Genomic DNA, 13,092 nt, shown 5'->3' with positions numbered 1-13,092 from the left:
GCCGCCTGGTACGGCGGCCAGCATGGCGCATCGACTGGTACTGGCGCGGCCGATACGCCCGCAACGCCGGTCGCCGCCCAGGGTGGCGCACATGGCAGCGTGGCATCCGGCGGTCCGGCCGCCCACGCGAGTGCAGCCGCCGCGCGCGCCGGGGTCAAGTTCGAAGCGCAAGGCTTCGTCACCGCCACGCGGCACGCCACCGTATCGACCCGCGTGGCGGGCATCGTCCGCAGCGTGAACGTGGAAGCCGGCGACCGCGTGAAGGAAGGGCAGGTGCTCGGCACCCTCGATGCCGACCTGGCCCAGCGCGAGCTCCAGCTGGCTGAGGGCCAGGTCCAGGTGCTGGCCTCCCGCGTGACCAGTGCCGAAGCGCAGTTGCGCCAGGCTCGCTCCGACCTCGCGCAGGAAGAACAGCTCTACCAGCAGAAGTTCTCGTCCAGCGCCCGCCTCACCGCCAAGCAGACTGCCGCCGACATCGCCCAAGCCGGTGTGCAAAGCGCGCGCTCGGACCTGGACGTCGCGCGCCTGCAAGTGCAGCAGCAGCGCAGCATGCTCTCCAACTACACGATCCGCGCGCCCTTCGCCGGCATCGTCACCGAAAAGAACGCGCAGATGGGCGAGCTGATTGCGCCATCCGGCGCGGGCGGCGGTTTCACGCGCACTGGCTTGTGCACCATCGTCGACACCAATTCGCTTGAAGTGGTGGTGGACGTGAGCGAGCAGCTGGTCACGCAGGTGAAACCCGGCCAGCCGGTGGAACTGACTTTGTACGCCTACGAGGGCACCGTCATCAAAGGCCAGGTGAGCCGCATCATGCCGAGCGCCGACCGCGCCAAGGGCACGCTGCAGGTGCGCCTGTCCATCCTCGACAAGGATCCGCGCATCCTGCCCGACATGCGGGCCCGCGTGTCCTTCCTCTAACAGCAGCAAACCAGCACCCAGCGAAAGGTCCAGCCATGACGACTCCCATGTTCACCCTCAACGGCGTCTCCAAGCGCTACACGCGTGGCGACGACACCGTGACCATCTTCGACCATCTCGACATGGAGATCGCGAACGGCGACTTCCTGGCGCTGATGGGGCCTTCCGGCTCCGGCAAGTCCACGCTGCTCAACCTTTTGTCTGGCCTCGACCGGCCGAACAGCGGCGAGATCCTGTGCGATGGCCTGCGCATCGATGCGATGACCCAGTCCACGCTGTCGCACTGGCGTGCCCGCAACGTGGGCTTCGTATTCCAGGCCTTTAACCTGCTGCCGATGCTGAGCGCCCAGCGCAACGTGGAGCTGCCGCTCACGCTGACCAACCTGTCTTCGGCGGAACGCAAACGCCGGGTGGACACGGCGCTGGACCTGGTCGGCCTGGCGCAATGCGCGGCGCGCACCCCGGCCCAGCTCTCCGGCGGCCAGCAGCAGCGCGTGGCGATCGCCCGCGCCATCGTGGCCGACACCCGGGTCCTGCTGTGCGACGAGCCGACCGGGAACCTGGACCGCAGCTCCTCCAACGACGTGCTGGAACTGCTGCAAACGCTGAACCGGGAACTGGGAAAGACCATCGTGATGGTGACGCACGACCAGGTGGCTGCCGGCCATGCAGGCCGCGTGCTCCACCTGGACAAAGGGAGCTTCGTATCATGCCCGGCCTGATCGACAACGCGCTCGGGCTGCGCCGCCCGCGCCTGGCCGCCACCGGCCTCGCCGCCAGTGCGGATACCGTGCACTGGGAGCCGCACATGTTTCCCGGCCCGGAGGACATCCGCCACAAGGTGGAGCTGCCGTCCGCGTTGCAGGCGGACCTGCTGGCGCAAGCCCATGCCGCCGCCCCACACGAATGCTGCGGCATCCTGCTCGGCACCCCGGCGGCGGATGGCCGTCCGGCGACCGTGGTGCTGGCCGACCCCGCGTTCAATCTGGAAGCGGGGCAGTCCACGCAGCGCTTCCGCATCGCCCCCGCCGATATCGCCCATGCCTCGGCACTGGCGCGCGAGCGCGGGCTGGAAGTGCTGGGCTTCTACCACAGCCACCCGCGCGGCCTGGCCGAACCCTCGGCGGAGGACGTGCAGGAAGGATCGGCCTGGCCCGGCTACCTGCATCTCATCGCCGCCCCCAACGACCGCCCCGCGCTGCGCGCCTTCCGCACCGGCGCCATGCACTGGCATGAACTGACCATCCTGTGAGGACACCGCCATGACCACCTTCCTGATCCCGACTCCGCTGCGTGGCTTCACCGAAGGCCACGCCGACGTGCAGGCCGACGGCGCCACTGTGCGCGAGGCGCTAACCGCCCTGACGGACCGCCACCCGCGCCTGCGCGACCAGCTGTTCGACGGCGCGGGCGCGCTGCGCAGCTTCGTCAACTTGTTCCTCAACGGGGACGACATCCGCCTGTACGACGGTCTCGATACCGCCGTCCACGGGCGCGACACGGTGGAGGTGCTGCCCGCCATCGCGGGTGGCGAGCAGGCTGCGCGCAGCTATGCCAACTGGCGGCGCGACCTGCAGGCGACCATCCCGACGCTCACCGCGCGCGAAGCGGCGGAGCTGCACGATGCCGCCGTGATCGACGTGCGCACAGCCGAGGAGTGGGCGCAGGGGCATATGCCGGGCGCGGTGCACATCGATCGCGGCTTCCTGGAGCTGCGCATCGAGGCGTTGGTGCCGGACCGCGGCCGCACGGTGGTTGTGTACTGCCAGTCCGGCGTGCGCTCCTTGTTTGCCGCCAATGCGCTGCGCTACCTGGGCTATGCGGACGTCCGCAGCCTGGCGGGCGGCATTGAAGCCTGGAAGCAGGAAGGTCTGGAGCTGGCCGTGCCCGCGCGGCTGGACGAGCAGCAGCGCAAGCGCTACCTGCGCCACCTGGCGATGCCGGAAGTGGGCATCGAAGGCCAGGCCAGGCTGCTGAAGGCGAAGGTGCTGATGATCGGTGCGGGCGGCCTCGGTTGCCCGGCGGCGCTGTACCTCGCGGCGGCGGGTGTGGGCACGCTCGGCATCGTGGACAGCGACATCGTGGACCTCTCCAATCTGCAGCGCCAGGTCCTGCACCGTACCGCGACGGTCGGCCAGCCGAAGACCGAGAGCGCGCGCGAGGCGCTGCTGGCGCTGAACCCGGACCTGAACGTGAAGCTGTACAACGAGCGGCTGGACGCAAGCCGCGCCGCCGAGATCTTCAAGGATTACGACCTGGTGGTCGACGGCACGGACAACTTCACCACCCGCTATGTGATCAACGATGCGGCGGTGGCGCTGGGTATCCCGGTGGTGCACGGTTCCGTGTACCGCTTCGAAGGCCAGGTCGGCGTGTTCTGGGCCAAGGAAGGGCCGTGCTACCGCTGCCTGTACCCGGCCGCACCGCCGCCGGAGCTGGCGCCGTCCTGCGCGGACGCCGGGGTGCTGGGCGTGATGCCCGGCGTGATCGGCGTGATGCAGGCGACCGAAACCCTCAAGCTGCTGCTGGGGATCGGCGAGCCGCTCATCGGCCGCTCGCTGCGCTACGACGCGCTGACCGGCCAGGTGCGTACGCTGCGCTTCGCCCGTGACCCGCAGTGTGCCTGCGGCCAGCATCACGGAGCCGCCGAGGCGCACCATGTCTGATCCTATCCGCGTGTTCGGCCGCGAGGAGCGGCTGGCCAAGGCTCATCGCGAGGGCACGCACCGCGCCTGCTCGCCCGGCGAGACGGTGGCGCGGTTCCGGCCCCTCGGCACGCGCATCGGCCTCACGCGGCTCGCCAACGTGACGGGACTGGACGTGGTCGGCCTGCCGGTGTGGGTCGCCATCCGCCCTAACGCGCGCGGCCTGTCTACCTCCCAAGGCAAAGGCCTGACGCACGACGCGGCCAAGGCATCTGCGTTGATGGAATCGATTGAGACCTGGCACGCGGAGCATGTCGAGCAGCCGGTGATCATCGACTCAGCGTGGTCGCTGGGGCAACGCGCTAATATCATCGAAGTGGATGGGCTGTCGCATTATGCCGACGCGCCACCCCGGCCGGACCTGCCGCTGGCATGGGTGGAAGGCTACGATCTGCTGCAGGACCGCCCCTGCCATGTGCCGCTCGAATGCGTGAGCACCAACTATGTGGTGCCCGCGCGGGGTGCGCCCGCGCCCACTTTCGTCCAGTCCAGCAATGGGCTTGCAGGCGGCAACCACGTGCTGGAGGCGATCACCCATGCGCTGGCGGAGCTGATCGAGCGGGATGCGGTAGCCCTGTCCGCCGACGACCTGCGTCGACTGGACTCCAAGCGCCGCGTGGATCCTGCCACCGTCCGCGACCCGGCCTGCCGCGAGGTGCTGGGCTACCTGGAACGCGCACACGTGGAGGTGGCGCTATTCGACCTGACCTCCGACCTCGGCATCCCCGTCTACGGTTGCTCCATCGTGGATGCCGACGGCGCGCTGCGCTGGCGCACGCTCCCGCCGTTCAATGGCTATGGGTGCCACCTCACGCCGGGCATCGCGCTGCTCCGTGCGATCAACGAGGCGGTGCAGAGCCGCCTGACCTGGATCAGCGGGAGCCGGGACGACATCTCGATGGCCGAATACCGGCGCGGTGGGAATGCCGAAGACCTGGCCCGGTTCCGTGCGCGCCTGGACGCCCAGCCACCGTCGCTGGACTTCGCGGACCGTGCCAGCCTGGCCACCGACAGCTTTGAAGGCGACATCAGCGTGATGCTCGACGCCTTGCGCCGCGCCGGCATTCACAACGCGGTGGTGATCGACCTGTCGCGCCAGGACATCGGCGTGCCGGTGGTGAAGGTGGTGGTGCCGCGCCTGGCCGCGCCCACGCCGCTGATCCGCGGCCGCGCCATTCATCTGCCACCTCGGGGGACCGCAGCATGACCGACTTTATTTTCCTGGGACCGTCGCTCCCGCGCAACGAAGCGCGCGCACTGCATGCTGGCGAGACCGTCGAATTCCTGCCGCCAGTGGCGATGGGCGATCTGTACACGCTGGTGCGCACGCGCGCCAAGGCGGGCGACCGCATCGCGATCATCGACGGCCTGTTCGAGCAGGTGCCCGCTGTGTGGCACAAGGAAGTGCTATTTGCGCTGCAGGAGGGGATTGAGGTGTACGGCGCCTCCAGCATGGGCGCGCTGCGGGCGGCCGAGCTGCATCGATTCGGCATGCGCGGCATCGGCAAGATCTTCGAGGCCTACCGCGATGGCGCTGTCGAGGACGATGACGAAGTCGTCGTGGCCCATGCCACGCCGGACCAGGGCTACCGCGCGCTGTCCTCGGCGATGGTCAGTCTGCGCTTCGGCCTGTCGCAATTACGCGACGCGGGTGTGATCGATGCCGCGCAGTGCGCACACCTGACGCAGCACGCCAAAGCACAGCATTACAGCGCGCGCAGCTGGGCGGCCACGTTTGCGGAGGCACGGGCGCAGGGGATGAGCGAACAGGTACTGGCCGCGCTGCGCCAGATGGCCGCGCACTACGACGCCAAGGCGGACGATGCGCGCACGCTGCTGCGCATCCTCGCCGGGCAAGAAGTGGCGCCCGCGACGCAGGACGCGTCACCGTTCATGCTGGAGCAAACCGCATTCTGGGTCGGCCTCACACGCTCGCAGGACGCCCGCATCCAGCGGGACAAGCGCGGCGCGTTGCAGGCACACGACGCGGAAGTGCTGAATCATGTGCGTGCAGGGCACGCGGCAAGGGACGAGGTGCTGGCCGAAGCCGCGCTCCTGCGGCTGGCCGAGGAACACGGCGCCGCCTGGGAACCGCAGGACCGCGACCGCCTGGCCGCGCTGCTGCGCATCGCCCGCCGGAACAAACTGGAAAATCAGGAGGCGATCCGCGCGTGGCGCCGCCACCAGCAGCTGGAAGACGCCGACGAATGGCGCGCGCTGTTGGACCTGGAGGCGCGCAAGGACGCCATGCTACAGCGGCTCGTTCCGGGGCTGGAGTCCCACATGGTGGCGGCGCTCAAATCCAGCAGCAGGTATCGCGATGCGGTGGAGGAGGTGACCCGCATGCGCGACCGGTTCGGCGACAACAGGACCAAGACACTGTCGCTGGACGACGCGGGCGTGGACGCGGCGGCGTTGCAGGGCTGGTACGAGGCGCGCTTCGGGGCCATGTACCCGGACCCGGAAACGCATGCCCGCCAGCTGGGCTTCGAGACGTTACGTGATTTCATAGCGGAGGTGCTGGCGGCCTACCTGCTCGAACGTGATGGTCACGCTCTCCAGGAGGCCGCGCTGGCATGAAGGTCATCGGATCAGTGGGATCAGCGGGATCAGTTCAGGGTGTGCGCGGCCGGGGCCGGGGTGCGCAGGCCCAGGGCGTCCATCGACGGCTCGATGTCCACGTAGATGGCCACTGCGGTCTCCACGCCGATCACGATGGGCGGCCCGAAGCGGCGGATCACGACGCCGGCGCGCTTGAGCATGCGCTCGATGGCGGTGGTAGTGACCGTGATGTACTGGGTGATGCCGCTCTGGTGGCCGAAGCGGATGATCTCCCCGATCGACTGCATGGCGATGTCCGAGAAGCCGAACTTGTTGTCGCCGCCGGTCTCGATGGCGAAGCGCGACAGCTCCCAGACGTGCGGATCTTCCGGCGCCGGCTCGCCGTGCAGCAGCTCGGGGAAGGTGTCCTTCAGCATGTACGGGCCGTCGGTCGGCAGGATGCGCCAGCAGCCGCGGATCAGGCCCCCCTGGTCGTCGCGCATCAGCATGTAGAACGGGTCGATGGCGTCGTAGCCGTCGATCTCCATGCCCGACAGGACGGGGACGTCCCAGCCCTTGCGGTCGCTGAACACTTTGGCGCGCAGACGGTGCATGGCGCACAGGTCCGGTTTGTTGAAGTTGTGGCGTGCGGCGATTTGTACGGTCAAGGTCATGATCGGCTCCGTTGTGGTTTGTGCTGCGTTGGAGACTCCAGTTTTATGCAGCTCGCATATCGCCGAAACTAGCAGCTCTGCTAGGTTTTACGCGCCGGGTTCGTTTGCTATTTTGTACGCGTGGTGCAGGCGCGTGCGGGCACGACCACAACATGCGCGCAAGCAACGGAGCCTTATGGCAGAAGGGGAAACGGAAAATGAATTGGATCAACTTGCGGCAGCTGCGCACCCGCTTGCGTGAAAACCAGACCGCGTTCTGGTCCCGCTTCGGCGTGACGCAATCGCAGGGCAGCCGCTTCGAGCAGGGGACCGCGGTGCCGGCGCCGGTGGCGCTGCTGCTGGCGCTGTACACGGACACGCGGATCGATGACGCGGACCTGGCGGCCGCGCGCGCGAAGACGGGCGCGGAGGCCCAAGCCCCGCCGCCAGAGGACGAGGCGGGGGAGGAATCAGGCGGGCTGCAGCATCCCGAACTTGATGGCCTTGACGACGGCCTGCTGCCGCGTCTGGACGTCAAACTTGCGCATGATGTTCGCCATGTGGAAGTTGACGGTGGCTTCGGATCGGCCAAGGATGCGCGACACTTCCCATGAGGACTTGCCGGCCGCGACCCACTTCAGGCATTCGAGCTCGCGCGCGCTGAGCTTGACGGCGTCCACCGCCGGCTTGCCGCGGTTGAGGAACTTGCGCGAGGACTCCAGCGCATAGTCGCGCACCAGCGACAGCGAGGCCAGTTCGGCCAGGTGGTGGGTCGCGGTGGCGTGTTCCGAACCGTCTGCCACGAAGCTCATCACGCCGAACTCGCCCTTGGTGCCGTGCAGCGGAAAGGTGATGCCGGAGCGCAGGCCGTAGCCGCAGGCCTGCTCGTAGAACTCGTGCTGCGCTTCGCCGTTGAAGGTGCTGGGCTGCCAGATGATGGGCACGGCGCTGGCCTGGCAGTGCGCCACCGTGGGGTCGACGCTGTGCATGTGCTGCTTGTCGTATTCGGTGCGCCATTCCTGCGGGTAGTTACTGACCAGGAAGGCGGCTTCGAGCGGAGTGGAGCGGTCCGGCACCACGCCGAACAGGGTGTGCTGGAAGCCAAGCTGGTTAGCGAGCCCGACAAGGACGGAATTCCAGCCTTCTTCAGTCTCCGCGTTGAACAGTTCCAGCAGGTCTTCCAGACGTACCATCTTCCACCTCGGCAATGTGTAATCGTTAAAATGGCCGAAACTGCAACAATTTCTTCACTTTGCATTGTTGCCTTAAGTTAGGTCAAGTCCCGAAGGATGAGCCCGCCAGGAAGTGTGAGAATGTGTGGAAATTCTGCAACTCACCCGCGCGTGGAATCGGCGACCGGGCAGGTCCGACGGCGCCGGCGCCAGTGGGTGGCGGTCAGCTCCGCGCGCGCGGTTTCAGGCGGAAGCTCGCCGAGCCGGTTGATCGCGTTCATGGCGCGATGGTCAAGGTCAGATCCACCAAATCTTTATCGCCGAACACGGCCAGAGCGGCTCCGTACGCTTCGTCGGAGGCGTGCGTTTCGGCCACAAGAACGGATCTGGCTGGTGTTTTGTGACAGGTGGCGAGGCAAGACTGGGTGGGCGCAGGGATTTCCGATATACTGTGTTTTTATACAGTAGTTGAGTGCGATGTCCTTCCTGCCGGACTATGCAGAGCTGTTCTGCCTGACCAATTTCACCTTTCTGCACGGGGCATCCCATGCGGAAGAGCTGGTCGAGCGCGCGGCCAAGCTGGGCTATCACGCGCTCGCGATCACGGACGAATGCTCGCTGGCGGGCGTGGTGCGCGCGCACGGGGTGGCCAAGCAGCACAAGTTCAAGCTGATCGTCGGCGCCCACTTCCAGCTGCTCCAGCATGACGGGCGGCCGGCCCTGTCCTTGATCGCCCTGGCGCAGAACCGCAATGGCTACGGCAACCTGTCTGAGCTGATCACCCTGGCGCGCACCCGCAGCGACAAGGGGCATTACCTGATCCACCCGGACGACTTCAGTGCGCCCGGCCCCGGCTTCGAACATTTGAAGGGCTTGCCGGACTGCCTGCTGATCCTGCTGCCCGCCTACCCCGGCCACGAGGCCGAGGACGTCGACCGCCTCCACACCCAGGCCGCCTGGATGGCCGCGCATTTCCCCGGCCGCTGCTGGATTGGCCTGAACCTGCTGCACCGCGCCTTCGACGAGGCGCACCGGCTGACGGTGGAAGAGGTCGCCACCCAGCACCGGATGCCGTTGGTGGCGGTGGGCAAGGTGTGCATGCACGTCCGTTCGCGCAAACCGCTGCAGGACACTTTGAGCGCGGTCCGGCTCGGCAAGGCGGTCACCGAATGCGGTTACGGCCTGGCCCAGAACGCCGAGCAGCACCTGCGCGCGCGCCTGCGCCTGGCCAATATCTACCCCCCCGAGGCGCTGGCGGAAACGGTGCGCATCGCCGAGCTGTGCACTTTCAGCCTGGACGAGCTGCGCTACGAATATCCGGACGAGCTGGTGCCGCCCGGCCACACGGCGGCCAGCTTCCTGCGCCAGGAAACCTGGATTGGCGCGCACAACCGCTTTCCGGACGGGATCCCGCCCAAGGTGCAGGAGCAGATCGAGCACGAGCTGGCGCTGATCGCCGAGCTGCGCTACGAGCACTACTTCCTGACGGTGTACGACATCGTGCGCTTCGCCCGTTCGGTCAGCATCCTGTGCCAGGGACGCGGCTCGGCGGCCAACTCGGCAGTGTGCTACTGCCTCGGCGTGACCGAGGTCGACCCGGCGCGCGGCAACCTGCTGTTCGAGCGCTTCATCTCCAAGGAGCGGGCCGAGCCGCCGGACATCGACGTCGACTTCGAGCACCAGCGGCGCGAGGAGGTGATCCAGTACATCTACAACAAGTACGGGCGCACCCGCGCGGCGCTGGCGGCGGTGGTGATCAGCTACCGGCCCAAGAGCGCGCTACGCGACAGCGGAAAAGCGCTCGGCATCGACCCGGTGCTGGTGGACAAGGCCGCCAAGGCCCACCACTGGTTCGACAGCCGGGCCGACCTGCTCAATCGCCTGGCCGAGACCGGGCTCGACCCGGAGGCCGAGGCCACCTTGCAGTGGGCCACGCTGGCGATGCAGCTGCTCGGCTTTCCGCGCCATTTGTCGCAGCACCCGGGCGGGTTCGTGATCGCGCGCGGCAAGCTGTCGCGGCTGGTGCCGATCGAGAACGCGGCCATGGCGGACCGCAGCGTGATCCAGTGGGACAAGGACGACCTGGAAGAGCTCGGTCTGCTGAAGGTGGACGTGCTGGCGCTGGGCATGCTGTCGGCCCTGCGCCGCACCCTGGAACTGGTGAGCGTGCGCCGCGGCACCGAGTTCAGCATGCAGGACATTCCGGCCGAGGACGAAGCGACCTACGACATGATCTGCGCCGCCGACACCCTGGGCGTGTTCCAGATCGAGTCGCGCGCGCAGATGAGCATGCTGCCGCGGATGCGGCCGCGCACCTTCTACGACCTGGTGATCGAGGTGGCGGTAGTGCGGCCGGGGCCGATCCAGGGCGGCATGATCCATCCGTACCTGCGGCGGCGCCAGGGGCTGGAGCCGGTCGTGTACCACACGCCGCAGATGAAGGAGGCGCTCGCACGGACCTTGGGCGTGCCGCTGTTCCAGGAGCAGGTGATGCAGGTGGCCATGCTGGCAGCCGGCTTCACGCCGGGCGAGGCGGACCAGCTGCGGCGCGCCATGGCCGCGTGGAAGCGCAAGGGCGGGCTGGACAAGTACTACAACCGCATCGTGACGGGCATGCTGGAGCGCGGCTACACCATGGAGTTTGCGGAGAACATCTTCAAGCAGATCCAGGGCTTTGGCGAGTACGGCTTTCCGGAGTCCCACGCGGCCAGCTTTGCGCTGCTGGCGTATGCGAGTTCCTGGCTCAAGTGCCACGAGCCGGCCGCGTTCACCTGCGCGCTGCTGAACAGCCAGCCGATGGGGTTCTACAGCCCGTCCCAGCTGGTGCAGGATGTGCGGCGGCATGGGATCGAGGTGCGGGCGGTGGACATTGCGATCAGCGGGTGGGATTCGGCGCTGGAGGAACTGGATGACACGTACACGCGCCAGCCCGCCATCCGCTTGGGCTTGAGCCTGCTGCGCGGGATGCGCAAGGAGACCGCGCAGCGGATCGAGGAGGCGCGCGCGATCCGGCCGTTTGCCAGCGTGGCCGACCTCGCGCGGCGGGCGCAGCTAGACCGGCACGACCTGCAGGTGCTGGCGGCGGGCAACGCGCTGCGCTCGCTGGCCGGGCACCGGCGCGAGGCGCTGTGGCAGGCCGTCGGCGCAGTGCCGGACAAGGACTTGCTGCGGCCGACGGCGGTGGAGGAAGAAGCGCCGCGGCTGGAGGCGCCCGGGGAGGGTGAGGAGATCGTGGGCGACTACCGCTCACAGGGGCTGACGCTGGGCCGGCACCCGGTCGAGCTGATCCGGCCGCAGCTGCACCAGCGGCGCTTTTTGCCGGCCTCCGTGCTGGCCGATTTCCAGGATGGGCAGCTGGCGCGCGCCTGCGGCATCGTCACGGTGCGGCAGCGGCCGGGGACGGCCAAGGGGGTGCTGTTCATGACCATCGAGGACGAGACCGGCAACATCAACGTGATCGTCTGGCCCAAGCTGGTGGACCAGCAGCGCAAGGAGGTGCTGGGGTCACCGCTGCTGGGCGTGTATGGCATCTGGCAGCGGCAGGGCGAAGTGCGGCACCTGGTGGCCAAGCGGCTGGTCGATCTGTCGCCCCTGCTGGGTGGGCTGACGACGCGAAGCCGGAATTTCTGCTGACCAGGATCAGCGCGCGACCTTGTCTTCCACATTCGCGGTGTATGAGTTGACGCCCGCCCGGATTGGGCGCACCGTAGACCGACTTCTCCACATGGGACATCAGGAGCGGGGCGCAAGGCCGCCCTGCCCAACCTTGCCTCAGCCCAGGCACAACTTGCCGGGCCGGAGCAACGCAGTCCACGCCAGCGCAGGGCTGGCGTGTTCGTCCGATTCCACAGCTGCCACGAGGAGACGGCATGAGTGCCGGAGATGCCGCAAGCGTTCTGATTCAGATTCGCACGACGGCGGTGGATATTGCCGTCCTGTTTGCTGACATTGTGCCCGCCGAGCGTGTGGAAGGCCTGTCGAACCTGCTGCTGGCGTGCATTGACAAGACTGCGCTGTCGTCGCACGACCGGCGCATGATGTTGCTGGGCGCGCTGGCCGTGCTGGGCCAGGAGGAGTTTGGCATGGCCCCGGTATGGAATGCACAGCGGCAGCTGCCTGGCTTTTGAATCCGCCTGCTGGCCGCATCAGGCCGGTCAGTGCATGCAGACGCCGTCCACAAGCCCTGCAAGCCGATCGCGCACCGGTCGGGCCGCGCCATCCACCGTCGGGGGCGCCGAGGGGCTATGGGCCGCTCTTGTCCGGGGGAGCCGAGGGATCGTCCAAGCTCTCCTGAAACATGGTCCCATGGGGATATGCTGCATCGCTCCTTTGGGTGCCGAACAGGCGGCTGTCCAGGTCCCGGTGTTGCAGCGCCCCCGGTTCGGTGCCGGAAGGGTAGCCTGGGGACTCGCGCGCCATGGGGTGCGGCCCGTCCACTGGCAGGCCCGGCTCGCGCCAGTCCTCCACATAGATCGCTTCGGACGCCTCCAGCACAGCGACCGCCATGGCACATGCGGCGTCACTGAGGACGTCGACAGCGATCACATGCCGGAAGGGGACGGCATCCGCCGCAGCATCGGGAGGGCCGCGGCTGTTCAGCGCCTGGGCAAACCAGGCCGCGAGATATTTGCGGACGCTGCGTCCGGATGGCGGCGGGCCCGCGACGGGGGCGGCGTCCCCGGGAGGACCGACCAGACACATAGTGCTGGGATCGTAGCCCGCTGACACCAGACTGTCGAGCACGTGCTGCGCAGCAGGGAGATCATTGAAGACAGCTTTGAGATGGTGGCGCATGGTGTACCTCCGCGGTGGATGAATCGGCATGGGAGGCGGTGGCGACGGAGCCAGTCAGGTGATGGGCTGCCCCAACCCGGCGCGCTTCCCTGTACATGGTGAAGTGCGGGGCTGGCGTTCAACGGACGCCCACCGGGTTGTCTTCAACAGGAGGGCTCGAGGACAGCCATTCTCCACCACCGACCATACAGCATCGCGGGCGCCCTGGCGCACGTTTGCGCACCTTTGCGCCCGTGTGAGACCGTGTGCGCCCGTGCGCCGGAGCGGCGCCGCGTCGCGCTGCTCCGCGCCGGCACCGGGCGGCCC

At 67.8% G+C, this 13,092-nt stretch carries 11 protein-coding genes and 2 pseudogenes; 9 read left to right on the top strand and 4 right to left on the bottom strand.

What is annotated here, in order from left to right; genetic code table 11:
• The 6 genes from E4L96_RS22795 to E4L96_RS22770 form a co-directional block, all read left to right on the top strand.
• Nucleotides 1-921 (top strand): efflux RND transporter periplasmic adaptor subunit (locus tag E4L96_RS22795; protein WP_135209515.1); only part of this gene is annotated, 921 nt, incomplete at its 5' end.
• 35 nt (nucleotides 922-956) lie between these two features.
• Nucleotides 957-1,643: an ABC transporter ATP-binding protein gene (locus E4L96_RS22790; RefSeq protein WP_135209514.1), complete on the top strand. Its 687-nt coding sequence runs from the start codon at nucleotides 957-959 to the stop codon at nucleotides 1,641-1,643.
• Nucleotides 1,631-2,173 carry a M67 family metallopeptidase gene (locus tag E4L96_RS22785; RefSeq protein WP_135209513.1) on the top strand — a complete coding sequence of 181 codons (543 nt, stop codon included), beginning with the start codon at nucleotides 1,631-1,633 and terminating at the stop codon, nucleotides 2,171-2,173. The genes E4L96_RS22790 and E4L96_RS22785 overlap by 13 nt, the downstream gene beginning before the upstream one ends.
• 10 nt (nucleotides 2,174-2,183) lie before the next feature.
• A complete protein-coding gene (gene moeB, locus E4L96_RS22780; protein WP_181017637.1) occupies nucleotides 2,184-3,587 on the top strand; it encodes a molybdopterin-synthase adenylyltransferase MoeB in 1,404 nt (467 codons plus the stop codon).
• The gene (locus E4L96_RS22775) at nucleotides 3,580-4,833 is read left to right on the top strand and encodes a YcaO-like family protein (RefSeq protein ID WP_135209512.1); all 1,254 of its coding nucleotides are present in this window, start codon (nucleotides 3,580-3,582) and stop codon (nucleotides 4,831-4,833) included. The genes moeB and E4L96_RS22775 overlap by 8 nt, the downstream gene beginning before the upstream one ends.
• On the top strand, nucleotides 4,830-6,206 hold the full coding sequence (locus E4L96_RS22770) for a TfuA-like protein (protein WP_135209511.1): 1,377 nt from the start codon (nucleotides 4,830-4,832) through the stop codon (nucleotides 6,204-6,206). Before E4L96_RS22775 ends, E4L96_RS22770 begins: the two co-directional genes overlap by 4 nt.
• Before the next feature lie 29 nt (nucleotides 6,207-6,235).
• Here E4L96_RS22770 and E4L96_RS22765 read toward each other — a convergent pair whose 3' ends face one another.
• Nucleotides 6,236-6,841, bottom strand: coding sequence for an acyl-homoserine-lactone synthase (locus E4L96_RS22765; protein ID WP_135209510.1), 606 nt, complete (start codon nucleotides 6,839-6,841; stop codon nucleotides 6,236-6,238).
• Between the two features lie 152 nt (nucleotides 6,842-6,993).
• On the opposite strand from E4L96_RS22765, the pseudogene E4L96_RS24765 reads away from it, so the two are divergent.
• Nucleotides 6,994-7,179 (top strand): annotated as a pseudogene (locus E4L96_RS24765) (helix-turn-helix domain-containing protein); the annotation flags it as partial.
• A gap of 111 nt (nucleotides 7,180-7,290) precedes the next feature.
• On the opposite strand, the gene E4L96_RS22755 reads toward E4L96_RS24765, so the two are convergent.
• The gene (locus E4L96_RS22755; RefSeq protein WP_135209509.1) at nucleotides 7,291-8,013 is read right to left on the bottom strand and encodes a helix-turn-helix transcriptional regulator; all 723 of its coding nucleotides are present in this window, start codon (nucleotides 8,011-8,013) and stop codon (nucleotides 7,291-7,293) included.
• Nucleotides 8,014-8,215: 202 nt separating this feature from the next.
• Nucleotides 8,216-8,368: pseudogene (locus E4L96_RS24730) on the bottom strand (carboxymuconolactone decarboxylase family protein); the annotation flags it as partial.
• Between the two features lie 101 nt (nucleotides 8,369-8,469).
• Between E4L96_RS24730 and E4L96_RS22745 the strand changes: the two are divergent.
• Together E4L96_RS22745 and E4L96_RS22740 are read left to right on the top strand one after the other, a co-directional pair.
• The gene (locus tag E4L96_RS22745; protein ID WP_135209508.1) at nucleotides 8,470-11,625 is read left to right on the top strand and encodes an error-prone DNA polymerase; all 3,156 of its coding nucleotides are present in this window, start codon (nucleotides 8,470-8,472) and stop codon (nucleotides 11,623-11,625) included.
• Between the two features lie 236 nt (nucleotides 11,626-11,861).
• Nucleotides 11,862-12,119: a hypothetical protein gene (locus E4L96_RS22740; protein WP_135209507.1), complete on the top strand. Its 258-nt coding sequence runs from the start codon at nucleotides 11,862-11,864 to the stop codon at nucleotides 12,117-12,119.
• A 115-nt stretch (nucleotides 12,120-12,234) separates the two neighbouring features.
• On the opposite strand, the gene E4L96_RS22735 is transcribed toward E4L96_RS22740, so the two are convergent.
• Nucleotides 12,235-12,786: a hypothetical protein gene (locus E4L96_RS22735; RefSeq protein WP_135209506.1), complete on the bottom strand. Its 552-nt coding sequence runs from the start codon at nucleotides 12,784-12,786 to the stop codon at nucleotides 12,235-12,237.
• Between the last annotated feature and the right edge of the window lie 306 nt (nucleotides 12,787-13,092).

Source organism: Zemynaea arenosa, assembly GCF_004614185.1.
Taxonomy (GTDB): Bacteria; Pseudomonadota; Gammaproteobacteria; order Burkholderiales; family Burkholderiaceae_D; genus Telluria; species Telluria arenosa.
The sequence above is the reverse complement of the archived record's forward strand: the minus strand, read 5'-3'. Positions and strand labels throughout refer to the sequence as shown.